The 25,086-nt window shown below is 61.4% G+C and carries 20 protein-coding genes; 5 read left to right on the top strand and 15 right to left on the bottom strand.

Features of this window, described 5'->3' with window-relative positions; genetic code table 11:
- Window positions 1–54: 54 nt before the first annotated feature.
- Both FGA82_RS09320 and FGA82_RS09315 read right to left on the bottom strand, forming a co-directional pair.
- Entirely contained in the window at window positions 55–300 is a 246-nt protein-coding gene (locus FGA82_RS09320; protein WP_141126869.1) for a DUF2789 domain-containing protein, read from the bottom strand.
- A 114-nt stretch (window positions 301–414) separates the two neighbouring features.
- A complete protein-coding gene (locus tag FGA82_RS09315) occupies window positions 415–876 on the bottom strand; it encodes an aminoacyl-tRNA deacylase (protein WP_141126868.1) in 462 nt (153 codons plus the stop codon).
- A 174-nt stretch (window positions 877–1,050) separates the two neighbouring features.
- On the opposite strand from FGA82_RS09315, the gene FGA82_RS09310 reads away from it, so the two are divergent.
- Together FGA82_RS09310 and FGA82_RS09305 are read left to right on the top strand one after the other, a co-directional pair.
- Window positions 1,051–1,581, top strand: coding sequence for an NfeD family protein (locus FGA82_RS09310; protein WP_171057261.1), 531 nt, complete (start codon window positions 1,051–1,053; stop codon window positions 1,579–1,581).
- 2 nt (window positions 1,582–1,583) lie between these two features.
- Entirely contained in the window at window positions 1,584–2,342 is a 759-nt protein-coding gene (locus tag FGA82_RS09305) for a slipin family protein (protein ID WP_007917711.1), read from the top strand.
- A 40-nt stretch (window positions 2,343–2,382) separates the two neighbouring features.
- Here FGA82_RS09305 and FGA82_RS09300 read toward each other — a convergent pair whose 3' ends face one another.
- The 7 genes from FGA82_RS09300 to FGA82_RS09270 all read right to left on the bottom strand — a co-directional run bounded on the left by FGA82_RS09300 (window position 2,383) and on the right by FGA82_RS09270 (window position 15,329).
- Window positions 2,383–3,366 (bottom strand): sulfotransferase family protein, encoded by a 984-nt coding sequence (locus tag FGA82_RS09300; protein WP_141126866.1) that lies wholly within the window; start codon window positions 3,364–3,366, stop codon window positions 2,383–2,385.
- Window positions 3,354–4,139 carry an aspartyl/asparaginyl beta-hydroxylase domain-containing protein gene (locus tag FGA82_RS09295; RefSeq protein ID WP_141126983.1) on the bottom strand — a complete coding sequence of 262 codons (786 nt, stop codon included), beginning with the start codon at window positions 4,137–4,139 and terminating at the stop codon, window positions 3,354–3,356. The genes FGA82_RS09300 and FGA82_RS09295 overlap by 13 nt, the downstream gene beginning before the upstream one ends.
- On the bottom strand, window positions 4,136–4,741 hold the full coding sequence (gene cysC / locus FGA82_RS09290) for an adenylyl-sulfate kinase (protein ID WP_141126865.1): 606 nt from the start codon (window positions 4,739–4,741) through the stop codon (window positions 4,136–4,138). Before cysC ends, FGA82_RS09295 begins: the two co-directional genes overlap by 4 nt.
- Window positions 4,725–6,242 carry a TolC family protein gene (locus FGA82_RS09285; RefSeq protein WP_141126864.1) on the bottom strand — a complete coding sequence of 506 codons (1,518 nt, stop codon included), beginning with the start codon at window positions 6,240–6,242 and terminating at the stop codon, window positions 4,725–4,727. Before FGA82_RS09285 ends, cysC begins: the two co-directional genes overlap by 17 nt.
- A gap of 46 nt (window positions 6,243–6,288) precedes the next feature.
- On the bottom strand, window positions 6,289–12,696 hold the full coding sequence (locus tag FGA82_RS09280) for an Ig-like domain-containing protein (RefSeq protein WP_141126863.1): 6,408 nt from the start codon (window positions 12,694–12,696) through the stop codon (window positions 6,289–6,291).
- A 56-nt stretch (window positions 12,697–12,752) separates the two neighbouring features.
- Window positions 12,753–13,598 carry a sulfotransferase family protein gene (locus FGA82_RS09275; RefSeq protein WP_141126862.1) on the bottom strand — a complete coding sequence of 282 codons (846 nt, stop codon included), beginning with the start codon at window positions 13,596–13,598 and terminating at the stop codon, window positions 12,753–12,755.
- A gap of 150 nt (window positions 13,599–13,748) precedes the next feature.
- Window positions 13,749–15,329, bottom strand: a complete 1,581-nt coding sequence (locus FGA82_RS09270; RefSeq protein ID WP_141126861.1) for a glycosyltransferase family 39 protein — start codon at window positions 15,327–15,329, stop codon at window positions 13,749–13,751.
- Window positions 15,330–15,567: 238 nt separating this feature from the next.
- Here FGA82_RS09270 and FGA82_RS09265 point away from each other — a divergent pair, with 238 nt between their 5' ends.
- Both FGA82_RS09265 and FGA82_RS09260 read left to right on the top strand, forming a co-directional pair.
- Window positions 15,568–16,155: a phage tail protein gene (locus tag FGA82_RS09265; RefSeq protein ID WP_141126860.1), complete on the top strand. Its 588-nt coding sequence runs from the start codon at window positions 15,568–15,570 to the stop codon at window positions 16,153–16,155.
- Between the two features lie 53 nt (window positions 16,156–16,208).
- Window positions 16,209–16,520, top strand: coding sequence for a DUF6916 family protein (locus FGA82_RS09260; protein ID WP_064117422.1), 312 nt, complete (start codon window positions 16,209–16,211; stop codon window positions 16,518–16,520).
- Between the two features lie 42 nt (window positions 16,521–16,562).
- Here FGA82_RS09260 and FGA82_RS09255 read toward each other — a convergent pair whose 3' ends face one another.
- Genes FGA82_RS09255 through FGA82_RS09240 form a run of 4 tightly spaced genes read right to left on the bottom strand, consistent with a single transcriptional unit; the run spans window position 16,563 to window position 21,261 of the window.
- Window positions 16,563–17,057: a GNAT family N-acetyltransferase gene (locus FGA82_RS09255; protein ID WP_141126859.1), complete on the bottom strand. Its 495-nt coding sequence runs from the start codon at window positions 17,055–17,057 to the stop codon at window positions 16,563–16,565.
- A gap of 11 nt (window positions 17,058–17,068) precedes the next feature.
- On the bottom strand, window positions 17,069–19,165 hold the full coding sequence (locus FGA82_RS09250; RefSeq protein WP_141126858.1) for a biotin/lipoyl-binding protein: 2,097 nt from the start codon (window positions 19,163–19,165) through the stop codon (window positions 17,069–17,071).
- A complete protein-coding gene (locus FGA82_RS09245; protein ID WP_141126857.1) occupies window positions 19,166–20,485 on the bottom strand; it encodes an efflux RND transporter periplasmic adaptor subunit in 1,320 nt (439 codons plus the stop codon). It abuts the gene before it with no gap.
- Entirely contained in the window at window positions 20,482–21,261 is a 780-nt protein-coding gene (locus tag FGA82_RS09240; protein WP_141126856.1) for an efflux RND transporter periplasmic adaptor subunit, read from the bottom strand. Before FGA82_RS09240 ends, FGA82_RS09245 begins: the two co-directional genes overlap by 4 nt.
- A 486-nt stretch (window positions 21,262–21,747) precedes the next feature.
- On the opposite strand from FGA82_RS09240, the gene FGA82_RS09235 reads away from it, so the two are divergent.
- A complete protein-coding gene (locus tag FGA82_RS09235) occupies window positions 21,748–22,437 on the top strand; it encodes an NYN domain-containing protein (RefSeq protein ID WP_141126855.1) in 690 nt (229 codons plus the stop codon).
- Here the strand turns inward: FGA82_RS09235 and FGA82_RS09230 are convergent.
- Window positions 22,418–23,998 (bottom strand): efflux transporter outer membrane subunit, encoded by a 1,581-nt coding sequence (locus FGA82_RS09230; protein ID WP_171057260.1) that lies wholly within the window; start codon window positions 23,996–23,998, stop codon window positions 22,418–22,420. The two genes, FGA82_RS09235 and FGA82_RS09230, sit on opposite strands and share 20 nt — an antisense overlap.
- Window positions 23,995–25,065, bottom strand: a complete 1,071-nt coding sequence (locus FGA82_RS09225; RefSeq protein WP_141126854.1) for an HlyD family secretion protein — start codon at window positions 25,063–25,065, stop codon at window positions 23,995–23,997. The genes FGA82_RS09230 and FGA82_RS09225 overlap by 4 nt, the downstream gene beginning before the upstream one ends.
- Window positions 25,066–25,086: the final 21 nt, after the last annotated feature.

The raw sequence follows: 25,086 nt of genomic DNA, 5'->3' as shown, positions 1-25,086 counted from the left end.
TTTTTTACATCGCGCATGTTTTTTTTACATTTCAGCCTTTTTCTACAATTTTTTTTACACACTTCTGCCCTTTCGCAACAAGACATCCAACTGATCCACCACCTCCGCCCAGTCGGCGTCATCCAGAATCTCGTCCCGTAAAAACTCCGCTTGGCTCTTCGTCCAGAAAAACGCATCAGCCAAATGCAGGTCGGGTTTGAGCGGGGAATGGGTAGCAATGAATTGGTCGATGCTGGTCGGGTCGTTGTCCAGGCCGAGTTGTTTGAACAGGGATGGGAGGCTATGGGTTGGTTGCTCCATTGCTGAGTTCCTTCAAAAATGGGGTGTTTGGAAGATTATTCGCGAGCAGGCTCGCTCCCACAGGGGAATGCGATCAACCTGCTCGCGAAGGCGTCAGTGCCGGCGCCACAAAGCTTAATCACTCAACTCCCGCACCTCGGCATGCGGCACCATTTTCAGAAACTCCGGCATGCTCATGTGCAGCAGGTAGTTGTGGTTGCCCGCCTCCAGATAAATATCCTTCTGCCGCGTCAGCAACGGGTCGATGACCATGTCCAGCCCGTAGGAATCACCCAATGGCGGCACCGCACCGCGTTCGCAGTCATCGAAGATGTGCGCCAGATTGCTTTCGCGGGTCAGTTGCCAGTCGCCGCTGGTGCGTACCTTGCTCAGATCAAGGTGACGGCTGGCCGGCAGCACGGCCATCAGGTAATGGCCGTGGTGGTCGTCGAGGATGATCGATTTGGCCACGCGCTCGGCGGGTACCCCGGCGACTCGCGCGGTTTCCAGGCTGCTGGACGAGTGTCGGTGGGCGACGATGTCGTATTCGCAGTGCGCGCGGTTCAGGCTGCTCTGGACTTTTTTTGCCATACGCATGATGCACCTCGGTGTTGCGCTGAACGGTGGTTGCCGTGTCTTTGAGTCTAGTTCGACGGCGTGCTGACGCCGGTAAATCCGCCCACTGGACACATCCGCACATTGATCAAAATTCAGCCAGCGCAACCCTCAACTAGACTGTAAGAACCAGACATGACGCTCGCGGAGGGTCACGTGAACAGTCGATGTTGTGCGTTTGCCTTGCTCCTGCTGATCAGCGGATCAGTCCTGGCTGCTGACACCCCGTTGCCGGCAATGAGTCCAGTGGGTTTGTGGTTGATTACGCTGGGTATCGTCTTTTTGATCGCTGAAGCCGCGCTGCCCAATTACGGCGTTATCGGGTTGGGCGGGATCATCATGTTCGTCATCGGCGCGCTGATCCTCAGCAACGCCGAACTGCCGGTGCCGCTGATGATCGGCCTCGGTCTGATCAGCGCCCTGCTGTTGATCGGACTGCTGATCCGCGCCCTGAAGACCCGTCCGCGCCACGCCGTCAGTGGCGACGCCGGCCTGCTCGGCAGTGTGACCGCGATCACCACGGTGCAACCGGGCGATGCGAGTAACGGCTGGGTGCAACTGCAAGGTGAGCGCTGGCAAGTGCTCAGCGCGACACCGCTGCACACCGGGCAATCAGTGCGCGTGGTGGGGCGCAAGGGATTGTTGCTGCAAGTGGCCGCGACTGACGCGGCGCCGCTCGGAGAGTGATCATGGGTCTGCAAATCGGTTTTGTTGCGCTGCTGCTGTTGGTGATTGCCCTGGCCGGCTCAACGTTTCGCATCCTGCGCGAATACGAACGCGGTGTGGTGTTCCAGCTCGGACGCTTTTGGCAGGTCAAAGGCCCCGGTCTGATCCTGCTGATCCCGGTGGTCCAGCAAATGGTCCGGGTCGACCTGCGCACGGTGGTGCTCGACGTGCCGCCGCAGGACGTGATCACCCGCGACAACGTCTCGGTGAAGGTCAACGCTGTGCTGTATTTCCGCGTGCTCGATCCGCAGAAGGCGATTATTCAGGTCGAGGATTATCTTTCTGCCACCAGCCAACTGGCGCAAACCACCCTGCGGGCGGTGCTCGGCAAGCACGAACTGGATGAACTGTTGGCCGAACGCGAACAGTTGAATATCGACATCCAGCAGGTACTCGACGCACAGACCGACGCATGGGGCATCAAGGTCGCCAACGTCGAGATCAAGCATGTCGATCTCAACGAGTCGATGGTCCGCGCCATCGCCAAACAGGCAGAAGCCGAGCGCGAGCGGCGGGCCAAAGTGATTCACGCCGAAGGCGAACTGCAAGCCTCGGAAAAACTCATGCAGGCGGCAGAAATGCTCGGCCGCCAGCCCGGGGCGATGCAGTTGCGTTATATGCAGACCTTGAGTTCGATTGCCGGCGACAAGAGTTCAACGATTGTCTTTCCGTTGCCGATCGAGCTGCTCAAGGGCATGGCGGATTTGTCCGGCAAGTCCTGAAGAGCAAAAGATCGCAGCCTGCGGCAGCTCCTACAGGGGATCACATTTCAATGTAGGAGCTGCCGAAGGCTGCGATCTTTTGAATGCCGCGTAATTCTTCCAGGGCTTCAAATGGTGCTAGCGCAAAAGTGCGCACACGTTCCTGCAACAGCGCCGAAGCCTCGCGGCGTTTGTCTTCACCATCGGCAAAAAACACTTGCGAAGGCTGTTTCGCATGCTGCGCGGCAGCGGCAAACACCTGCTGAGTCTGCACATCATTCAATCGAAAGAATCGCGCCAAGCGCCCAGCCATCGCATCGGGCAACTCGCTGTAATTCACCGCCAAACCGGCCGAATCCCGACAATGCAGCAACCCCGCCTCCAACAACCGCCCCAAACGCCGCGCGATAAAATCTTCGCGCCCTTCGAACGGCAAACCGTCCTCCAGCACACACTCGCCCAGCATCCCCGGCACCATGTGCATCCCCGGCCGGCGCAGATGAGAAACGGCAATTTCCAAAGGATCACGATAGAGAAACAGCCACGGCGTGTCCGGGAAACAGGTCTGCAACAGCGGCCATTCACCGATGTTCCAGGCATCGAGTTTGACCACTAAACGCTGTTCAATACCGCGCCGGCGCTGACCATAAGCCGAGAGCAATCCAGTGATCACCGCCCGGCGTTCGATGGCAGGCAATTCGTTGCGCAACAGTGCGTCCAGCGGTGGCGGTTCCGACACCACGATGTGATCGTCAAGCTGCGCGAGCATCTGACTGATCAACGTCGAGCCACAGCGCGAGGCGTGCAGAATAAAAGCGCTTGGTGCGAGGCCGGGGCTTTGCGCTTGCCATTCGGTCAGCGCCGACAGCGGCGTCTGCCGTCGAAACGCCTGATTGAAGGGCAGCCGCAGTGCATCGTCCACCGCCTCACGGAAAAACGGCTGATGCAGCGGTGTCTCACCGAACCAGCACCAATCCACCCGCCACTGCCCGCCGACCGGCCAGACACGAATGGGCAGCCAACCGTCGAAACTCAACCGCTCCATTGTTCGTTCCATTGCCGCCGACCATTACGCATCGCGGTACGCAGTTCTTCGCGAGAAAATACCAAGCCGCGTTCCGCCGCGAGTTCCAGCGTTCGGGCGATAAACACCTCAGGGTCATGCAGCGTGCGCAAGGCCAATGACAGCGAGTCATCCTCAGTCACCAGCCTTTGAAAGCGCTGCAAGTCGGTATCGGCCAAACCCGGCGCTGGTGTGTCGGGCAATCCTTCGACGATCATCTGCTCAAGCCAGGCATCGGGTTTGCAATCGATAACCAGATGAATACGCGCAGAGGTATCGCGGTTATCCACTCGGTGCGGACGGGCGAGATCGAGAAACCAGCATTCCCCTGCGGCCATCGGCACGCGTTGGCCGTCGAGCCAGAAGTCGACATTTGGCGGACTGAGCAACGGAATGTGCAAACGGCGATCGGCGTCCGGGCCATTCAGATCGTAATCGCGATGTTCGTGAACCCGCGCCCCAGGGCCCAGGCGCAGCAGTCGAGCGCTGACGATATTCAGCGACAGATTGCGCAAGCCGTGGCGCCAGCGCTCATCACGCAACCACGGTTCGCGTAGCAACGGCTCACCGCGACCGGGCGACAGTTCGGTCAACGCATCGGCTGGCGAAATCAGCGCGACGCCACTCCAGTCACCCGAGAAATACTCGGTGTTGAAGTGACTGCGCCAGGCGTCGTCGGCAATCGCCGCCAGCGCTTGCAGCAACAGCGGCAAATCCACCGTCACCGGCAAACGCGAGAACGCCGGCCGGCTCATGTCCTGGGCAACACCGCGCACTCGCCGAGCCAGGTCAGCAATCGATCAAGGCAGGCTTCGACCGTTTGCGCACCGGTGTCGAGCACCAGCGACGGTTGCGCCGGCGGCTCGTAGGGCGCGGAAACGCCGGTAAACCCGGGCAAGTCGCCGCGTCGGGCGCGGGCGTAATGACCTTTCGGATCACGCTGTTCGCACACCGCCAGTGACGCGCTGCACCAGACTTCGCGATAGTCGTCCCCCAAGCGCTGTGCAAACACCTCACGCAGCTCGGCCAGCGGCGCAATCATCGCCAGAATCACGATCTGCCCGTTGTCCACCAGCAGCGCCGCGAGTTCGCTGGCGCGGCGAATATTTTCCTGGCGATCGGCATCGCTGAAGCCCAAATCCTGGTTGAGCCCGGTCCGCAAACTGTCGCCATCGAGCACCACACTTTGCCGGCCACACCCGAACAGGGTGGCCTGCAGCGCTTGCGCCAATGTCGATTTGCCTGCCGCCGGTAAACCGGTCAGCAGAATCGCCGCACCCCGATGACCATTGCGGGCCTCGCGTTGCGTGCGGCTGATGCTGGCGCCGGGCGCCAGCACATCACTGCGCTGGGGCATGCGCCACCACTGGCACGGAAATATCCCCCGCCGCCCATGCCGATTCACGGTTGGCCAGCGCGGTGGCGATCGACTGCACTTCGGTCGACTGCACCTGATCCGGCAGCGGATCGAGGCCGGCGCTGGCGAAGATCTGGCCATAAGCATTGCGCAGGTCGGCGTACGACAGATCGCGGCGCAGATCCGCTTGCAGGTTGTTCAGCTCGCCTTGAATCAGTTCCAGTTCACCGATCCCGGCCGCCTGATGGCGGTTGCGCAACTGGCCGACGATTTGTCCGTCGATGTCCGACAGTTGCTGATTGGTCTTGAACTGGCGCAACGCTTCTTGATAGTTGGCGTTGGCCACATAGAGCTGCGCGAGCACCGCGATCGACATCGCCTGACGCCGCGCGGTGGCGACTTCTTCACCGGCCTTGGCGACGTTGATTGCAGCGGGTGCGGAGATCACGTTGAACAGGTTCCAGGTGACTTTCACGCCGTAATCGGCCCAGCCCTGTTCGACGAGGAACGAGTTGCTGTCGTAATGGCCACCGGCGGAAAACTCAAGGCCTGGCAGCAAGCGCAACATGGCCTTGCGGGTTTCGGCGGCGCTGATGCGCGTCTGGTAATCCTGTTCACGCAGTTCCGGGCGACTGGTCAGGGCTTCCTGTTCGAGTTTGGCCAGATCGACCTTGAGCTCAGGAATCTGATAACCGTCATCGGTGGCCAAGGTCAGATTGGTGCCCAGCGGCAAGTTGATCAGCGTCGCCAGTTCGGTTTTCGCCAGCGACAAGGCACGGCGCTGTTCTTCCAGTTGGCGGGTGGCTTCGATCAACGAGCGCTGGTAACCGAGCGATTGCACCGGATCGCCAATGCGTTGGTCGCTCAGGGTCTGGCTGTTGTCGCGGGCGGTCTGTACCCGCGCCATCAGGCTGTCGATCTGCTTGAGCAGGCGTTCGGCGGCCATCGCTCGCCAATAGGCCGAGCGTACGTCCTGAACGATGGTGTTGATCACCTTGCGGCGACGCTCCTGGACGATCAGGCGTTGGTCGCCCTGCTGTTTGGCGCTGATATAGCTGACGCCGAAGTCGAGGACGTTCCAGACCATGGTCAGGTCGGCAACTTCGCGATCACGATCCTGCGAAGTCGACGGCTCCAGAGACTGGGTGCCAGTACGTACGCTCTGGCTGCTCGAGGCGTTGACGTTGTTACGCCCGACGTAGCCGGCGTCCAGCGCCATGCGCGGCAGCATGTCGAAACTGGCGAGGTCGAGCTGCCGCTTGGCCAGCGCTTCCTCCATGATCTTCAAGCGGCCTTCGAGGTTGTACTTCACAGCGCGGGCCATGGCCTGGTGCAGGGTCAACGGGCCGCGCAGCGGTTCCTGATCCTTGTACATGCCTTGCAGATCGCTTTTGGCACGCTGTTCACTGACGCTGCGCTCAATCGGTTCACTGGTCACTGCACATCCGCTGATCGCCAGCACCAGCAGGCTGGCGCCGAACAACTTCTGACTTCTCTTCATCCCTGGATCGCCCCTAGGTCCTGCACAGTGTTGAGTAATGGTTGGTTCAGGCCGATATTTCGCTGATGCCGACCTGTTGCAGTGCTGCCGCCAGGTTGTCGACCCGGTGTTGTTCGTTGTCTTTGAGTTCTTGCAGTTGCTGGCCCAGCGTCGGCGCGCCAAACACGCCGCGCAGGCCCTGGGAAATATCGCCGGCCTTGAGTGACTGGCTGCCGAACGCGTTCAGCGAATCGCGGTCGGCGGCGCTGTCCTGATTGAACAGACTCGACAGCGTGCTGCTACCGAACACGCCACCGTCACCACCGCCAAAGCCAAGGAAGCCGTGGCCGGAGCCGTCACCCGCGTTGTCGCTGCTACCGAATACCTGAGCGATGAAGCTTGGGCTCAAGGCGCCGTGGTTCATGAAAATATCGCCCAGCGGGCGAATGCCGTTGCCGATCACCCGCTGCTCGAACAGTGGCGCAAAGGTCAGCGGAGAGCCGAGGTCGCCGGTCGGCGCGGTGAAGATGATCGGTTGCAGCGGCAAGCTCGGTGGCGGTGCTGGCACCACCGGATCGCTGCTGCGAATCAGTGGGTCGGGAATCACCACACTGGTTGACGTAGTGGGAGGAACGACCGGCGGCACGGTGTTGATCGCGTAATTGTTGGAGCTGCTGACACCGCTGCCGCTGTTGCCTGACAGATCACTGACCCCGGCACTGTTGACGTTAATGGCATTGCTGGCACTGTTGACGTTGGCATTCGGCGTCAGGGTCGCGGTCCAGGTTTTGCCGCCGTCGCTGCTGCTCAAGTTAGACAAAGTACCGTTGCCGACATTGATGTCCGCCAGATCAAAACCACTGACCGCCTCATTGAAGGTGATGGTCACCTGCGAGGTCTGGCCGATGCCCAGATTCGGATTGCCGATGACCACCGTGGCCGTCGGGCGCTCACTGTCCAGCGCATAGTTGTTCGACACCACCACCGTGCTGCCGACGTTGCCCGCCAGATCAGTGACGTTGCTGGTGTCCAGCGCAATGAAGTTGCTTGGGTCGGTAACATTGGCGGTCGGCGTGAACGTCGCGGTCCAGGTCTTGCCGCCATCACTGCTGCTGAGGTTGCTCAGATCACCGTTGGTCACGCTCAGGTCGGACAAGTCGAAATTGCTCACCGCCTCGCTGAAAGTGAAGGTCACCGTGGTGGTCTGGCCGATACCCAGGTGCGGATTGGCGACCACGATATCCACCGTGGGCCGGGTCGCGTCGAGTGCATAGTTGTTGGAGATGGCGATGCTGGCGCCAAGGTTGCCGGCCAGATCCTGCACGCCGGCGGTGTCGACGATGATCAGGTTGGTGGTGTCATTGACGTTCGCCGTCGGCGTCAGCGTGGCGGTCCAGGTGATGCCGCCGTCGCTGCTGGTCAGGTTCGCCAGTGTGCCGTTGGCGACGCTGATGTCCGACAGATCGAAACCACTGACCGGCTCACTGAAGGTGATGGTCACCGTGGTGGTTTCACCAATGCCCAGACGATTGTCGGCGACCACAATGGTTGCGGTCGGCAACGCCGTGTCGATGGCGAAATTGTTCGAATCGGTGGTGCCGACGCCACTGTTGCCAGAAGCGTTGGTTACGCCACTGTTGTCGAGGGTAATCAGGTTGGTGGTGTCGGTGATGTTGGCAGTCGGCGTGAACGTCGCCGTCCAGGTAACGCCACCGTCGCTGGAGGCCACATTGCTCAGGGTGCCGTTGGCGATGGTCAGATCCGCGTTGCTGAAACCGCTGACCGCCTCGCTGAAGGTGATGGTCACCGTCGAGGTTTCGCCGGCCTTGAGCGCGGTATCCGCGACGACGATGGTCGCGGTCGGCACTTCGGTCTGCACCGCATAGTTGGCCGAGTTGGTGATGCCGATGCCGGCATTGCCGGCCAGATCGCTGATGCCACTGTTATTCAGCACGATCAGGTTAGTGGCATCGCTGACGCCGATGGTCGGCGTGAACGTCGCTGTCCAGGTGATGCCGCCGTCACTCGACGAGACATTGCTCAGCGTGCCGTTGGCGACGCTCAGGTCGCTGTTGTCGAATCCGCTGACCGCCTCGGAGAAGGTGATGGTGACGAGCGCGGTTTCACCGGGACGCAGATCGGTGTCACTGATGACGATGGTGGCAGTCGGGCGCTGACTGTCGATGACGTAGTTGGCCGAATCGGTGGTGCCGCTGCCGGAATTGCCCGCGATGTCAGTGATGCCGGTGTTGTCCAGGGTGATGATGTTGCTGGTGTCGGTGACGCCCGCCGACGGCGTAAACGTCGCCGTGTAGGTGATGTTGTCCGACGTGCTCAATCCGGAGAGCGTGCCGTTGGCCACGGTCAGATCGGCCAGAGTCAAACCGCTCACCGCCTCGCTGAAAGTGATGGTCACGGTGGTGGTCTGGCCGACGCCCAGTGCCGAGTCGGCAAGTGCAATGGTTGCCGTTGGGCGTTGGGTGTCGATGGCGTAGTTGTTGGAGTTGGTGGTGCCATTGCCCGCGTTGCCGGAAGCGTTTTGCACACCACTGTTGTCGAGGGTGATCAGGTTGGAGGCGTCGGTGATGTTGCTGGTTGGCGTGAAAGTCGCTGTCCAGGTGATACCGCCATCGCTGCTGCTCACCGCCGTCAGCGTACCGTTGGCAATCGTCAGGTCGGCGTTATTGAAACCGGTCACCGCTTCGCTGAAGGTGATGGTCACCAGCGACGTTTCGCCGATGGTCAGGCTGTTGTCCGCAACGACGATGGTGGCGGTCGGTGCCACGGTATTGATGGTGAAGTTGCCCGAGTTGGTGGTGCCCGTGCCGGCGTTGCCGGCCAGGTCAGCGATCCCGGTGTTGGCCAGGGTGATGATGTTGCTGGTGTCGTTGACCCCGACGGTCGGCGTGAACGTCGCTGTCCAGGTGATGCCGCCATCGGCGCTGCTGACCGCCGTGAGCGTGCCGTTGGGGACGGTGAGGTCGGCGTTGGTGAAACCGCTGATAGCTTCGCTGAAGGTAATCGTCACCAGCGAAGTTTCACCGGCGCTAAGGGCAGGATCGGCCATGACGATGGTCGCGGTCGGACGCTGGGTGTCGATGCTGTAGTTGTTCGAATCGGTGGTGCCGCTGCCAGCGTTGCCAGCCAGGTCGGCCACGCCGGTGTTGTCCAGCGTCACCAGATTGGTGGCATCGGTGATGTTCGCGCTCGGCGTAAACGTCGCCGTCCAGGTAATCCCGCCGTCCGCACTGCTGACCGCCGTAAGGGTGCCGTTGGCGATGGTCAGGTCGGCGTTGGTGAAACCGCTCACCGCTTCGCTGAAGGTGATGGTCACCAGCGAGGTATCGCCGATTTTCAAGGCGTTTTGCGCGAACACCACGGTGGCGGTCGGCCGCACGGTGTCGACCGCGTAATTGTTGGAATCGGTGGTGCCGGTGCCGGTATTGCCCGCCAGATCGGCGACCCCGCTGTTATTCAGGGTGATCAGGTTGGTGGCGTCGGTAATGCTGCTGGTCGGTGTGAAAGTCGCCGTCCAGGTGATGCCGCCGTCGGCACTGGAGACATTGGTCAGCGTACCGTTGGCAATGCTCAGATCGGCGTTGGTGAAACCGCTGACCGCCTCGCTGAAGGTGATGGTCACCAACGAGGTTTCGCCGATTTTCAGCGCAGTGTCGGCGACCACGATGGTTGCCGTCGGCCGTAGCGTATCGATTGCATAGTTGTTGGAATCCATGGTGCCGGTACCAGTGTTGCCGGCCAGATCCGCGACCCCGGTGTTGTTCAGGGTGATCAGGTTGGTCGCGTCGGTGACGCTCGTGGTTGGCGTCAGCGTGGCGGTCCAGGTGATGCCGCCGTCGCTGCTGCTCAGTCCGGTCAAGGTGCCGTTGGCCACCGTCAGGTCGGCGGCGGTGAAGCCGCTCACCGCTTCGCTGAAGGTGATGGTCACCACAGAGGTTTCGCCTGCCGCGAGATTGGTGTCGGCAACGACAATGGTCGCTGTCGGTCGCACGGTGTCGATGGCGTAATTGGCTGAATCGGTGGTGCCGCTGCCGGCGTTGCCGGCCAGATCCGCGACACCGCTGTTGTTCAGGGTGATCAGGTTGGTCGCGTCATTGATGCTGCTGCTCGGCGTGAAGGTCGCCGTCCAGGTAATGCCGCCGTCGGCACTGGAGACATTGGTCAGCGTACCGTTGGCAATCGTCAGGTCGGCGTTGGTGAAACCGCTCACCGCTTCACTGAAAGTGATGGTCACCAGTGAGGTGTCACCGATTTTCAGCGCAGTGTCGGCCATGGCGATGGTCGCAGTCGGGCGCTGGGTATCGATCGCGTAATTGTTCGAGTTGGTGGTGCCGACGCCTGCCACGCTGTCGGAGACTGCCGTCACCCCGGTGTTGTCGAGGGTGATGAGGTTAGTGGTGTCGGTGATGTTGTTGGTCGGCGTGAAGGTCGCCGTCCAGGTGATTCCGCCATCGGCGCTGGAAACACTGGTCAGCGTGCCGTTGGCAATGGTCAGGTCGGCGTTGGTAAAACCGTTTACTGCGCGACTGAAGGTGATGGTTACCAGCGAGGTTTCGCCAATATTCAGCGCGGTGTCGGCGACCACGATGGTGGCGGTCGGCGGCTCCACGTAAGCGGTGTTGAGCGTACCGCCGTTGTTGTAGATCCCCACCAGTGCGCTCGGCGTTGTGCCGGTCGAACCGCCGTTGGAAAGCCCACCGCCACCGCTGGCGGCGCCGTTGCCGCTGATCGCGGCAAAGTTGCTCGCGGTGATCAGCACCACGCCGCCGTTGTTCCAGATCGCCCCGACGCCGCGACCGCCGGCACCGCCATCGGCACCGTTGCTGCCGACCCCACCGCCACCACCACCGCCGCCGCCGGCAGCAATGTTGTTGCTGATGACCGAGGTGCCGATGACTTTCAGGGTGCCGCTCGCAGCGTTGTAGATTCCGCCGGCCGCATTGCCGCCGACGCCGCCGACTTTGTCCCAGCCGGAACCGCCACCGCCGCCGCCAATCGACAGGCTGCCATTGCTCGCCGAACCACCATTGCCACCATGACTGTACCCGGCACCGGCGCTGCCGCCATTGCCGCCCACGCCACCAGTACTGGTGCCACCCCGGCCGCCCATGTCGGTCGGGCTGTAACCACCGCCATAACCGCCGGCATTGGCACTGCCTGCGCCCCCGGCATAAGTGCCGGTGGCTGGGCCGGACGAACCGCCATGACCACCGGTCTGGCCACCGATACCCGCACCGCCGCCACCGCCGCCGCCGACATAACCGCCGGTCACACCACCGCCACCACCACCGCCGGAAGCGGCGTTCGCAGTCACAGTGACGTTGTTCAGGGTAAGAATGCCGGCGTTGAAAATGCCGCCGCCCATGGCGCCCGCCGCCGCTGAGCCGCCATTACCACCATTGCCGGCGACCAGACCTTTGGTGATCACCAGGCCGTCGAGGGTCACGGTGCTGCCGGAGGTGACTTCCACCACGCGGGTTTTGTACTGACCATCGAGGGTCACGTCGGCCACGCCGTCGTTGTTCAGGTCGCCATCGACGGTGATGTTCTTGTTGATCAGCAGCTCGGAAGTAAGCTGCACGGTCATGCCGGAACTGAACGTGACAATGTCGCCGTTCTGCGCCGAGGCCAGCGCCGCGCGCAGCGAGCCGACACCCGAGTTGAGGTTGTTGGTCGCCGTCCAGGTGGCCAGGCCCCACTGGTACTCGCTCATGGCTTTGCTCGAGAGCACGTTGGCGCTTTCGATGGTGCCGGTGGCGATCTCCAGATCCCAATCGCCGCCGACACCGGTGCGGTTGTTCGAAGCAGCCACGTCACGCCCGGTCAGTTGCGCCAGCGAGTCGACGAAACTCAAGCCGCGATCACCTTCGGCGGTGTAGCAGCCGTAAATCAGGATATCGCCGCCAGCGGACATGTCCTTGCCGATTTCAGCGAGAACCGCGCTGCGTTGAGCGACGTTGTCCGCCGACAGATAACTGTTGCCCAGCCACAAATCACCGGCATTGCCGTGGGCAATGATCTGCACCGAGCTGACGCCGTGATGCTGATCAAGGAAGTCGGCAATCTGCTGCAAACCGTCCTTGGTCGCGTCGAGTTTCACCACTTGCGTGCCAGGAGCAATGCCTTGCAGCAGGCTGTCGGCATCCTTCACCCGCGAATCGACGAACACCACACTCTGGCCGGGCACCGCGACCGGACTGGCCGCCGGCGTGGTATCGGCCTGGCCGTGGGTGTCTTTGCTCGCAACGGGATGATCGGCTGCCGGCGCCTTGGCCGCATCGGCCGCGGTGGGGGCATGGCTGTCCGCTTGCGCAGCGGTATCGGCCACCGTGGCAGCGACCGCACCGTCGAACAGCATGCGCGGCTCCAGCGACATGATCATCGGCGCGGCCAGCGAACGCTGACCTGCGGTAGCCCGAGACTTGACCTTTGCACCGCCAAAAATGCTCCACCACATGTTGCTCACCCGAACTCGAACGAAGGTACGTAAGGCATCAATGAAAAACGCCGCGATCAACTGATCGCGGCGTCGGATTTCATACGAATGACATTGGCGGCGCTGGCTGAGCCATCGAGCCAAAAGGACAAATCAGCGTATTGCTTGAACAGGTCGGGCGGCAAAATGGTGCGCCGTGACTGCAAGGCAACCTTGGGTTTGACCTTGTGCAGGCCAGCCAGGCCAAGGCCTTGGTCGAACTCCGGCGCGTCATAGGCCAGATGTTCGAAATCGTGCTCGAACCAGGGTTCACCGATGAATTCATAGACCAGCCGCAGCACGCGTTCCGGCGCCTGGGTCAACAAGTCGTAATCGATGATCAGCAGTGAGTCCGCGTGTTCGCCGTAATAGGCTTCCTTGAGCGCCGCCCAGGCAAAACCCACCAGGCGATTGCGCTGAGCCAGGGTTTCGCAACGGCTGTACACCGTGTTGCGCTCCACGGCATCGCCAAACAGTTTGGTGTTTTCAAAGGGATTGGCGCGGTACAGCCGTTCGAGACTGTCCATCACCCAAGCGACGTTGCGCACGCAGGCGATGACTTTGGCGTGAGGAAACAGGTCGTTGAGTGCCGGCAGACGCGAGCTCCACTGCCGGTTGGTGTCGAACACCACCGGTTTGTCGGCCTTGTCGGCATAGTAGGAGTCGAACAGACCACGCAAAAGGCGACGGCGCATGTCGGTGTCGATCACCGCACCGTACTCGCTGCCGGCGCTGCATTGCTCGAGGACACTTGAGAACAGCGATCCGACCGGGCTGGTCATGCCGGCGTGAAAGCGCGGGTTCTGCAGGAGAATCGCAGAAAGCAGGGTGGAGCCTGAACGCGGCAAGCCGGAGATAAAGTGGAACTGCTGCAATCCCTTCACCCTGATCTAAAGTCCCTTTGTCCGACAAAGCGTAGTCCAACAACCACCTTGCGACTAGTAGTGTTTTGATATCAACCAAGAGCAAAAAGAACTAATCCGTTAATTTTTAATCGCGAATTTGAAGGTGAAACGTTTTAGTCTGACCCGCACCTATTTGGCTGCAGATTGCGGCGTGATCAACCGCGCTTGCGCCCCGCCCGCATGGACTTGCGCGCTGATCTGCCAGGTGGCGGGCAACGGTGCAAATTCTGCCGGGTCATCGAGGGTGCCGACCAGCCATATCCGGGCATTGCCAGCAACCTCGGCAAGGCTGTCGAGGTAGACATCGTCGCTGACCAGCGTACCGAAGCCATATTCGTTCGGGCGCGTCGAACGGCCATCCGCAGCCGGCGGCGTGTACAGCCGCACCTTTGCGCCAGTTCGATCGTAGTAGACGTAACTCAAGTACCAGAGCATGTCGCTGGTAACGATGCGATCACCGGGCTGGAAATGCTGATTGACGTAGTGCACCACGTGATCGAACTGATCATTGCTGTCGACCGCGGCATTGTTGTTCAGGCCAACCATTTCCAAGCCGAGCAACGCCACCAGCACCGCTAACGCGAAGACCCGCACTCGACTGTACAAACGGTCGATGGCCAGTGCTGTCAGCAGCGGCAAACCCAGGGCATAAGCGGTCAGATAGCGCTCGATGAATACCGGTGTGATGAACGACACCGCAAACACCAGCAACAGCGGTAAGCCGGTGTACAACGCCAGCAGGACACTGCCGCGCGACACGCTGCGATCACGCATGACCGCCACCGCCGCCAGCAGCAACAACGCCAGCGGCAATGCGCCGAACACCAGCAAAGGCAAGTGTTCGCCGTCATCCTGGATCAACCATGTCCAGATCATCGACGGCAACGACGCCAGCGTCACCGGATCCTCCCAGCCGACATCGCCACCGACCTTGAGCTGCTCCATGTGCTGCGTCAGATCGAGCAAGTTGGGTAGCCACGGCAAGTACAGCGCAGCGATGGCCAGATTCGCCAGCCACCAGACCGGGCGCTGGATATGTCGCAAGCGATAGCCGCGCTGAAACCGAATCACCGTCAGATAAATCCAGTGACACAGCGCCGCCAGCACCGCGAAGTAATGTGTGTAGAGCGCCGCCGTCATCAACAGCGCATAAATCACCAGATAGCGATGACGCTGCGGCCGGCGGATCCAGTAGACCAGCGCCAGCGTCGCGGCGATCAGCAACAGGCCGAGCAGCGAATACATGCGCACTTCCTGGCTGTAGCGCACCGCCGTCGGCAACAGCGCCAACAGCAGCCCGGCGAGGATCGCCGCGCGGCGCGTGGCCAAGCGATCCACCAGCCAGATGCCCATTCCGACCGCGGCGATACCGGTCAGAGCGCTGAGGCAGCGGATGGCAAAAATGCCGTCGCCGAACAGTTCGATCCAGCCATGCAGCAGCATGAAGTACAGCGGCGGGTGCACATCGAATGCGGCGTGGCGCCAGATATCGCCCAGCGAGTAGCGCGCCAGCAGCAGGCTGGAACCTTCATCACCCCAAATCGCCGCAGCGGTCAGATCGTAAAAACGCACAGCGGCGGCCAAGAGCAGGATCGGCAGCAGCCAGTGATCCCTGGCCCAGCGGATCAAGCGCAAGCGGCCAAACCACGACCCCGGTGTTGCCTGCGGATCCTGTGTGTCGCCCACCGGTGTCACTCTGTTGACCGCCATTGCTTCCTCTTGCCGTGCCACGACACCACGCCTGTATGAGCCAGAACCTGCCAGTCACTCTAGGTCAGGCGCAGGAGCACCGTCGATGCCGATTTGCGACTTCACGACACCCGGCAACCTTGCCAATCCGCGTCTACGCTCTGGCGTGGCGTGACCTGGCCACGGAGTGCCAAGGCAATAGCATCAGCCTGATCCCACTAGCGGCCCGCCGACAACCAATCAGAAGGATAAGGACTTTATGGACGTTTACATGGGCACTGTTCTGACGTTTGCCTTCAACTACGCGCCCAGCGGCTGGGCCTTGTGCAACGGTCAGATCATCGGAATCAACCAGAACCAGGCGCTGTTTGCATTGCTCGGCACCACCTACGGCGGCAACGGCACCGTCAACTTCGGCCTGCCCAACCTGCAGAGCCGCATGCCGATCTGCCAAGGCAATGGCGGGGGCCTGACGCCGAGAGTCATGGGAGAAATCTCCGGCGCCGAACAAGTCACTGCCACCCTCAACAACCTGCCGAATCACACTCACACCCTCGCCGGCCTCACCGCCACCACCACCGTGCAACTGGCCAACCCGGCCAGCAACCCGTTGGGCGCTCCGACGGCGACCAATGCCTACATTGGTGCTTCGGGCACCGGGCCGGGGCTGGCGAATATCTTTTCCGATGCTCAGGGCGCGTCAGCCATTCCTCTCAAAGGTGCTGCGACCACCATCAGCGGCACGATCTCGCCAACTGGCAACGGCCTGCCGCTGCCCATCATGAACCCGTATCTGGTGCTCAACTTCAGCATCGCGCTGAACGGCATTTTCCCTTCGCGTAACTGATCGATCACCGGGGGATCACATCCCCCGGTTCCCCACTTTGCCGGAGCGAGACCATGCTGCAATCGGTTAAAAGCCAACATTTCCAGGCCCTTCTCGGGCGGATCGGCACCCTGTATCTGCCCGATGGCAGTGCATTGCAAATCCATATCGGCGAACTCGCAGAGAAACCGCTGGCGCAAATGCGTTACAGCGAGCGCATGCCATTCAGCGTCGAATTGAGCAGCCTGGAAGCCACTGAATTCGTCGATGGTTTATGTGCACTGGAGTTGCCTGAACTGGGGCGAGTGGACGGCATCTTCGTGTCGCGGGTACCACCGATGGGGCGGCCGCCAGAGCTGGCTTACTTCCACATCACCTTCAACTGAGCCGAACCCAAGGAGCAGCCGTCGGCAGCTCCTGCACGGAGATTACCGGGGATACCAGACCAGTCGCTCCGCCGCCGGGTTGCTTTCTTCAACCGCAAACCCGAGCGCGAGGTAATGCCGTCGCGCATGGGGATTGCTGGTCCAGACCACCGTCGCCACCGGGCAGCGAATCTGTTGCGCGGCTTTCTGTACACCTTGCAGCACGGCGCGACCAAAGCCCTGGCCACGCGCTTTTGGGATGAACGCCAGATACAACACGCGAATCTCGTTAGCGCCGAAATCAGTACTCAATGCTCCGATCGCCGTGCCGAGCTTTTCCACCACGTAGTGCATGGCGTTGGGGTAGTTGTCGCCCATGCCCAGCTCCTGCACCTGAAACTGCTGGGCGACCAGTTGCTGCACCTGTTCCGGCTCGCCGTCGACCCATTGCAGATCCGGCCGCGCCGTTTGATAAAGACTTTGCAAAAACGGCCTGTCGGTTGCCCGCGAAGGCCGCACCACCAATCCGTCTGCCGCCACTGCTGCGCTGTCCGCCATCATGCTCTCCGTTAGAAACCGCTTTCCCTGACCCCCAGCGCCGCCATTCGGCGCCATGCCACACCGAGCAACGATTCGCCACTGCCTTGCAAAATCACAACACCGCGCAACGGTTGCGGCGGTGTCGACGCATCGTCCAGCACGCTGAGCCGCGCGCCGTATTGCGCCTGCACCGGTTCGGCCCGCTGCTGTTGATCGCGGCGCACGGCAATCGGCCCGTGGTGATCGGAGGTCAGTGCTTCCTGATCGACGTACGCCACGCCGTTGGTGTCGATTTCATTCAGTTGCACGGCGAGTGCCGGGTGCATCGGGTCATCGGCGATAAAGCGGCCACTGGCCCCGGGTTTGACTCGCCACAATTCGGCTTCCGCCAGATAGCCGCGCAGGCGCGCGCCGTCTTCGACGACCCGGGCCAGTGCATCCTTGCTCGACAACCAGCGCCCGACCGTCATGTTCGGCAGCAGATCACGCACGCTGCCGGCCTGCGGTGCGCGCAGCAGCAGGCGTTCGCGTTGCGCCGTCAGCCCGCGGTATTCGGCGACTGCTTCGGCCAGCCTTTGCTCGACAATGCCGGCATCGGCGGCGGTTTCGCTACGACTGGCCTGACGGCGCATCAATAGCTGCTGAATCTGGATTTCCCGGCGCACGATCGCCAGCCGCGACTCGAGATCGGGCGATTCCAGTTCAATCAGCACATCGCCCTGAGCAACCTTCTGCCCGTCCGTCACGTTTACCGCTTTGACCCGCGCCGCCGTTGGTGCATGCAGGGCACTGGCGCGCCCGGCCTCGAGCATGGTCGGCAACTCCACCGAACTGCGCCACGGCACGATCAGCACCAGCAACAACCCGAGCAGCGCCAGCGCACTGAGTAGCACGCGCGGGCCGTGCGCTTGTTCGCGGTGGCTCCACCACTGGCGCCACTCACGCATGATCGGCAAAAAAATGAACCACACCAGTTCCACCAGCATCAGGAAGATCCCCAACACCTTGAAGAACAGGTGATAGACCGCCAGCGCGATCCCGAAAAACAACGCCGCACGCCACAACCATGAGCCATACCCCCAGATCAGCAAACGCCGTTGCATCTTCGGCGACCACGGCTCCGGCGCCGGGGCGCCATAGCCGAACAAAAATTCACGCAGGCGCCAGCGACACAGGGCAAATGCGCGGCCCTGCAAATTGTCGACTTCCCAGAAATCACTGATCAGAAAATAACCATCGAAGCGCATGAAGGGATTGAGGTTGACCACCAGCGTGGTGATCCACGTGGCGCTGGCGAGCATGAACGCCGCCGTGCGTCCCGGCCCATCCGGCAGCAACGACCAAGCCAGCAACGCGATACATGCCAGCAGCAATTCCGCGAGCACACCGCCGGCACCGATCAGCAATCGCGCACGGCGATCATTGACCCGCCAGGCATCGCTGACATCGGTGTAGAACATCGGCAGCAAAACCATAAACGCCACGCCCATGCTCTGTACCCGACAGCCCGCGCGCTTGGCCATGAACGCATGGCCGAATTCGTGACAGAGCTTGGCGAAGAACAACGCCACGCCAAACGCCAACGCGCCGCCGAGGCTGAACAGGTGCGGAAAGGTGCCGACAAAGCGCTGCCAGTCGCGCGAGACCAGAAACACACCCAACGTCAGCGTCGCCGGTAACCCGTAACGCAGCAGGCGCGGGCCGAAGCGCTCCAGCCACGGCCAGGCGCGATTGAGAAACGCGTCCGGGCGCCACAACGGAATGCGGAAAAACAGGTATTGATGCAGGAGGATTTGCCACAGGCTTTGCTTCTGCGCCAAGGCCTTGAGGCGGTAGCTGGCGCGTTGTTGATCGTCGAGCGCACTGATCAAATCGTGTCCGCGCAGAAACTCCAGCAACTGCTCAAGCTCCGTGCCGGCCAGCGGTAAACCCGGCTCGCGATTGGCCGCGCGCAATACTTCCTCAGCGTCACCCAGCGACCAATGCCGCAGCAGGCGCATCGCCGCCGCGCCGAGCTTGAAGTAACGGCCGCGCACCGGATCGGCGAGGGTCCAGCGCGGCGAACCGTCCAGGGCCGGCGCCGCGGGCGACAGTTGCAGGTCGGCACGCAGGCTCGGCAGATTCATCTACAGACCCACACTCTGGCGCAAACCGGCCAGTGGCCGGCGCAACAAGTACAGCGCCAACGGCGCGCGGTCGCCGAAGATTTTCGCCGTGCCGCGCAGGCCAATGCGTGGCGGCGCCTCGGTAAAATTGGCGTCGAGCCGATAGGCCAGTTGACCGCCCGCCGTCGGCTGCGCCTCGTATGCCGAGCGTTCCAGTGAGGCGAGATGGCGCTTCAGCGGATCGCTGTCGAGAAACAACGCCACTTCGGCACCAGGCTCCAACGAAATTGCATCGCCTACCGCCAATTCGATACGCAGTTCGGCCTGGTTCGGGTCGGCGATGTCCATCAGGCGTTCGCCGGTCTGCACCGGTTTGCCGGTCAAGCGTTCGGCGTCGGCGAACACCGCAATGCCGTCGCGCTCGGCGCGGACTTCGCTGCGCTTGAGCAACTCGCGGGCGTAGTCACGCTCGGCGCGTTTTTGCTCAGCGCGAGCGGCAAGCAAGTCGACTTTTGCGCTCGACTCGGCATCGGCAAACGAGCGCTGGGAATTGGATTTCAGTTCAGCTTCGGCCACACCCAGCGCACGCTCAGCGACATCGGCCTGCGCCTTGAGCGTGGTGCTTTCGAAACGCACCAGCACATCGCCGGTTTTCACCGTTTGATTGGGTTTGACCAGAAACTCGGCGATCACTCCGTCCAGCGGCGCCGCCACCACGCGCCCGCCCAGCGGCACCACTTCGGCCGGGGCCAGCACCGATTGACGCACCGGGATCAACAGCCCGAGCAACAGCAGCGCGACCAGTGCCACCTGACGTTTACGGGTCCAGCGCAGTCGCCACGGTTTGCGCGGTTGCAGCGCCAGCCAGGCATGGCTGTAGGTGTCGCCCAATTGCGACAGCAAAACTTGTTCGGAAGGATTCCACGGCACATCACGGGCCAGCCACAAGCCGCCAAACACCTGCGCATCACGATCAACCAGCGGCAGCCAAAACACCTGCGTGGCGGACAGACTACGCCAGTCGGCCTGAATTGATTCGCTGAGCAACTCCGGCGCAATCACTCGCGCCTGCTTCAGCACATCCTGCTTGAACAACTGCGCCACGGCCTGCTCGACGAACGCCACGAACGGCGCATTCGGCTCGACCGCACTGACGCCGGTCACGGCTTGAACCTTGCCGGCGATCAATAACGCGGTATGACGAAAGCCAAACAACGACTGGCCGTCATTGACCAGGCTGTAGGCCAGTTGCGCGGCATCGCGGGCAGCGCGAGTCTGCCGTTCAAGGTCGAGAAACCGCGCGAACACCTGTTCAGCGGCGCCGCTCACCGGCGCGTTCACTTAAGCTCCGGGAAACGCGCGGTGCCACTCATGCCGGCGAGCAAACCTTTGGCTTCGGGAAGTGTGGCGACCAGCAACAGGGTCTGACTGCCTTCATCGATTCGCGCGCCGAGACGTTTGACCGTGGCGTCGATCGGCTGGCCGGTTTCATCAGGAACGAAGCTGAAGGTCTGGCCGGGCTTGAGTCTGGCCATCCAGCGCGACGGCACCAGCAGATGAATTTCGAGGGTACGGTTATCCACTACATCGAGCAGCGGTGCGCCAGCCGGCACGCTTTCATAGCGCTGCACCTTGCGCTCGACTACCTGCCCGTCGAACGGCGCGACCACGCTGCAGCGCTTGACCTGCACTTGATAAACCTGGGATTGCGCCTGGGTTTCGCTGACCTTGGCCTCGGCCCGCGCCACTTCGAAACGCCCGACAGAGTTGAGTGCAGCCAACTGTTTGTTGTGCGCCAGCTCTTCACCGGCACCACGGCTGGCCGCCTGCGCGGCATTCAGCTGCGCTTGATAGGCCGAGCAATCGAAACGGGCCAACGTATCACCCTTCTTGAACGACTCGCCCTCGCTGAACGGCAACTCGACAATCCGCCCGGAAAGCTCACTGGCCAGCGTCGCCTGATCACGCGCCCGCAACACCCCCCGCGCCTCGCTGCTCGCGGTAGCCGCCGCCGTCCCCGGATTATCCAGCAGCGGATCGTCTGCCCCGGGCGTTTGCGCCTGAACTGCACACGTAACTAAGGTCAATCCGACAACCCAACCGCGAAAACGCTGCATAACCGCTACTCCCTGACGGATGTGCGGAGTCTACGACAGCGGGGGTTAGCGTCAAGCGAAAGGCCATCACTCTTCGGAAATGTAATGTTTCAAAAGAGAAAGCCGCTCAATGACTGTTTGAGAAATGTAGGCAAATTCCGGCGTCCTACACGAGTTGGGGATACTACTGATTGCTCACTGCGAAAACGGCGATAGACAGGCTACTTATACAAATAGGCACGGAGCGAATTTACCTCTCTCTGCAACAACCTCTAATACACAAGTCCTTAAATGGCTTGACCATGGCGGATACCAGCAACCAAAACTGACAAGCCGGTGCTGGAGATAAACCAGCGGAGTGAGCGTGCAATTATTTGGTGGTTGACCTGCATGACGCGCTCAATCTAGGATTGCCTTACTCAACCCCGTACGTAGCGATTCAGTTCGCTGGCAGTTGGGGATGAAAAAACCGGCCTAGGCCGGTTTTTTCGTTTCTGAGGATTTTTTGTGCGCACCGCATTTTTTGTTGATGGCTACAACCTGTTTTACGGCTTGCTCGCTGGCACACCCTATAAATGGCTGAACTTGAACAGCCTGCTGACGCATATTGCCCTCATCGAAAACCCTCAGAGCTCAATAGTCTCGATTGACTACTTCACCTCTCCAATCAAACCCCAGCTGGCAACTCGCGGCCGCGTTTCCAAGGAAGCACAAGACGCGTACGTAAGGGCATTGCGAGCGAGCAAAGTCACCGTGCATTTCGGACGGCATCAATTAGAGCCAGCCAAAGCACCAAGGTTTATAGATAGAAACACCCATGCATCACGTCAGGACAAAGTCGATATCTGGAAACTGGAAGAAAAAGAAACCGATGTTCATATAGCAATCAGCATGTATCGCACTGCAAGCCGGCAAACAATGTCCGAAGGTGCAGGGCGCATTGATCAAATCATTCTGGTTTCCAGTGATACCGACATGACACCTGCTCTGAAGGCGCTCCGAACAGATTTTCCTGCCCTGATCATTGGAGTGATCCTTCCTCATCGGACCGGATCTATCCGCCCGCCCCCAGGCTCATTGAAAGACAACTCAAACTGGTTGAGACGCGTTATTTCGACTGAAGAGCTGCGACTTCATCAGTTTCCTGACCGAGTCGCTACTCACAAAAAACCAGCGATCAAACCGGATTATTGGTAGGTACTTCTGCCGGATACACCGACTCCCATCCCCCACCCAGCGCCTTGTACAACCCGACCATTGCCAGCGAAACACCGGTCGAACTCTCCACCCACTGTTCCTGCGTCGCCAGCAACGCGCCTTGCACAGTAAGGACGTTGACGAAGTCGACCACGCCTTCGACGTACTGCTGTTGCGCGGTGCGCAGGGCGATCTGGTTCTGGCGTACGGCTTCGGCGAGGCTGTCGCGGCGGCGCTGGCTGGCGTTGTAGGCGGTCAGTTGATCGTCGATTTCATGCCAGGCGCGCAGCACGGTTTGCTGATAGGCGACGGCGGCTTCCTGCTGTTGAGCTTCGCGCAATTGCAACACGCCGCGCAGGCGTCCGCCGTCGAACAGCGGCAGGCTGAATTGCGGGCCGATGCCGAAGGCGCGTGAGCCCCACGAGCCAAAGTCGCTGAGTTGCATGGCTTGCGAGCCGAGGTTGCCGGACAGGGTAATACGCGGATAGAAATCGCCCTTGGCCACACCGATATTGGCGGTGGCGGCGTGCAGACGTGCTTCGGCCTGACGGATATCCGGGCGGCGTTCGGCCAGTTGTGACGGCAGGCCGATAGCGACTTGCAGCGGCGACTGCGGCACGGCGGCGTCGGTGGATAACTCTTTGGCCAAGGCTTGCGGCGGTTCGCCCATCAACAGGCTGATCGCGTTGATCAGTTGCGATTGGCGTTGTTCCAGCGCCGGCAGGCGCGATTCGATGGCCGCGACTTGCGCGGCGGCTTCGGCGACGTCGAGATCAGTTGCCACGCCGTCGGCCAGACGCAGTTGCGACAGCTTCAGACTGTGCCGCGCGACGTCGAGGTTTTGCTCGGTGACGGCGCGGGTGTTCTGCACGCCGCGCAGTTGAATGTAGTTTTGCGCCGTGTCGGCAAGCACCGCCAGCAACACCCCGCGACGGTCGTTTTCGGCAACTTCGAGGTTGGCATCGGCAGCTTCGGTTTCGCGGCGCACGCGGCCCCAGAAATCCAGTTCCCACGAGGCGGAGAAACCGGCATCCCACAGGTTGAAGGCGGAATCGCCGTTGTGCCCGGACGGGTCGCTCAGACCTTTGCTGCTGTTGCGTTCGCGCGCGTAGCTGCCTGTGGCCGTAGTGTTTGGATAGCGGTCAGCGGTGATGACCTGGCGGGCGGCGCGGCTTTGTTGCAGGCGGCTGCTGGCCAGTTGCAGGTCGAGGTTGCTTTGCACCGCACGTTGGGTGAGCGCGGAGAGTTGCGGATCGTGAAAGACTTCCCACCAGCGTTCGTTCAACGGTTCGCTGACGGCTTGGCTGGGCGCGGACTTGGCCGGTTTGGCCCAGTCGGCGATTTGTGTGGCTTCGGGTTTCTGGAAGTCTGGGCCGACGGTGCAGGCGGTGAGGCTTGCTGTCACCAAGGCGCTGAAAATGAGTGGCTGCCACTGACCCCATCGCTGGCAAGCCAGCTCCCACAGGGATTGTGCAGGTTGTCCAAATTGTTGAGCCCCACCGACGGAACCTGTGGGAGCTGGCTTGCCAGCGATGAGGCCAGTCGAATTACCACCCATCATCGCTGGGTCACCTCACGCACGGATTTCTCTGAACTGCGCGTATCAATACTCGCCTCCACCGACATCCCCACGCGCAACCGCTCGGCGAGCGGCTGACCCGGTTCCAGCATGATCTTCACCGGAATCCGCTGCACCACCTTGGTGAAGTTGCCCGTGGCGTTATCCGGCTTGACCGCCGCAAAGGTCACGCCGGTTGCTGGAGCAATACTTTCGACGCGACCGCTCAATGCCTCACCGCCGAGGCTGTCGACACGCACTTGCACTTCCTGCCCAGGCTGCACGTCCGTCAGTTGCGTCTCCTGAAAATTCGCCACGACATACGCCTGCTTCAGCGGCACCACCGCCAACAGCTTGCTACCCGGCGTCACGTAAGCGCCGACGCGCACGGCGCGCTCGCCGATCATGCCGTCCTGCGGCGCCGTGATACGCGTGTAGGAGAGTTCGAAACTGGCGATTTCCAGTGCCGCTTGCGCGTGTTTCAAACTGCCTTCGGCGGCGTCACGCTGAGCGGTGAGGATGTCGACCTGCTTGCGTTCCGCCGCCAGTTTCGCGGTGGCGGTATCCAGGTGAGCAGTGGCCTGATCGATGCGAGTGCGCGCCTGTTGCGCGTTTTGCACAGTACCGGCGCCGACGCCCGCCAAGTGGTTGTAGCGATTCAATTCCTGCTGAGCGAAGGCCATTTCCGCCTTGGCCGACACCACCGAGGCCTGCGCCTGAGCAATGACCGAGCTCTGGCGTTCCAGCGTTGCCTTGGCGTTCTGCAATTGCGCCCGTGCGACCAGGGTCTGCGCGTCCGCTGCCTCAGCTGAAGCGCGCAAATCGCGATCATCGATCAGCGCCAGCAACTGCCCGGCCTTCACTTGCTGGTTGTCCTCCACCAGCACTTCCTTGATGAAACCAGCCACGCGCGGCACCACCAGGGTGTAGTCGGCGGAAACGAAAGCGTCGTTGGTGTTTTGCTGGGTACGTTTGCCAAACACACCGGGCAGCGCCAGATACACCAGCACGCCGACCGCCAATGCGGCGGCGATGGCCACCGCGAGTTTTTGCTTTGCTTGAGTCGTCATAAAAACCTTCTGTTTCAGTGA

The sequence above is a fragment of the Pseudomonas fluorescens genome (assembly GCF_005938625.1).
Taxonomy (GTDB): Bacteria; Pseudomonadota; Gammaproteobacteria; order Pseudomonadales; family Pseudomonadaceae; genus Aquipseudomonas; species Aquipseudomonas fluorescens_BD.
The sequence above is the reverse complement of the archived record's forward strand: the minus strand, read 5'-3'. Positions and strand labels throughout refer to the sequence as shown.

Coding starts and splice junctions, on each gene's coding strand:
- FGA82_RS09320 (WP_141126869.1), bottom strand. CDS start 300: ATGGAGCAACCAACCCATAGCCTCCCATCCCTGTTCAAACAACTCGGC.
- FGA82_RS09315 (WP_141126868.1), bottom strand. CDS start 876: ATGCGTATGGCAAAAAAAGTCCAGAGCAGCCTGAACCGCGCGCACTGC.
- FGA82_RS09305 (WP_007917711.1), top strand. CDS start 1,584: ATGGGTCTGCAAATCGGTTTTGTTGCGCTGCTGCTGTTGGTGATTGCC.
- FGA82_RS09300 (WP_141126866.1), bottom strand. CDS start 3,366: ATGGAGCGGTTGAGTTTCGACGGTTGGCTGCCCATTCGTGTCTGGCCG.
- FGA82_RS09295 (WP_141126983.1), bottom strand. CDS start 4,139: ATGAGCCGGCCGGCGTTCTCGCGTTTGCCGGTGACGGTGGATTTGCCG.
- cysC (WP_141126865.1), bottom strand. CDS start 4,741: ATGCCCCAGCGCAGTGATGTGCTGGCGCCCGGCGCCAGCATCAGCCGC.
- FGA82_RS09285 (WP_141126864.1), bottom strand. CDS start 6,242: ATGAAGAGAAGTCAGAAGTTGTTCGGCGCCAGCCTGCTGGTGCTGGCG.
- FGA82_RS09280 (WP_141126863.1), bottom strand. CDS start 12,696: ATGTGGTGGAGCATTTTTGGCGGTGCAAAGGTCAAGTCTCGGGCTACC.
- FGA82_RS09270 (WP_141126861.1), bottom strand. CDS start 15,329: ATGGCGGTCAACAGAGTGACACCGGTGGGCGACACACAGGATCCGCAG.
- FGA82_RS09265 (WP_141126860.1), top strand. CDS start 15,568: ATGGACGTTTACATGGGCACTGTTCTGACGTTTGCCTTCAACTACGCG.
- FGA82_RS09260 (WP_064117422.1), top strand. CDS start 16,209: ATGCTGCAATCGGTTAAAAGCCAACATTTCCAGGCCCTTCTCGGGCGG.
- FGA82_RS09255 (WP_141126859.1), bottom strand. CDS start 17,057: ATGGCGGACAGCGCAGCAGTGGCGGCAGACGGATTGGTGGTGCGGCCT.
- FGA82_RS09250 (WP_141126858.1), bottom strand. CDS start 19,165: ATGAATCTGCCGAGCCTGCGTGCCGACCTGCAACTGTCGCCCGCGGCG.
- FGA82_RS09240 (WP_141126856.1), bottom strand. CDS start 21,261: ATGCAGCGTTTTCGCGGTTGGGTTGTCGGATTGACCTTAGTTACGTGT.
- FGA82_RS09230 (WP_171057260.1), bottom strand. CDS start 23,998: ATGATGGGTGGTAATTCGACTGGCCTCATCGCTGGCAAGCCAGCTCCC.
- FGA82_RS09225 (WP_141126854.1), bottom strand. CDS start 25,065: ATGACGACTCAAGCAAAGCAAAAACTCGCGGTGGCCATCGCCGCCGCA.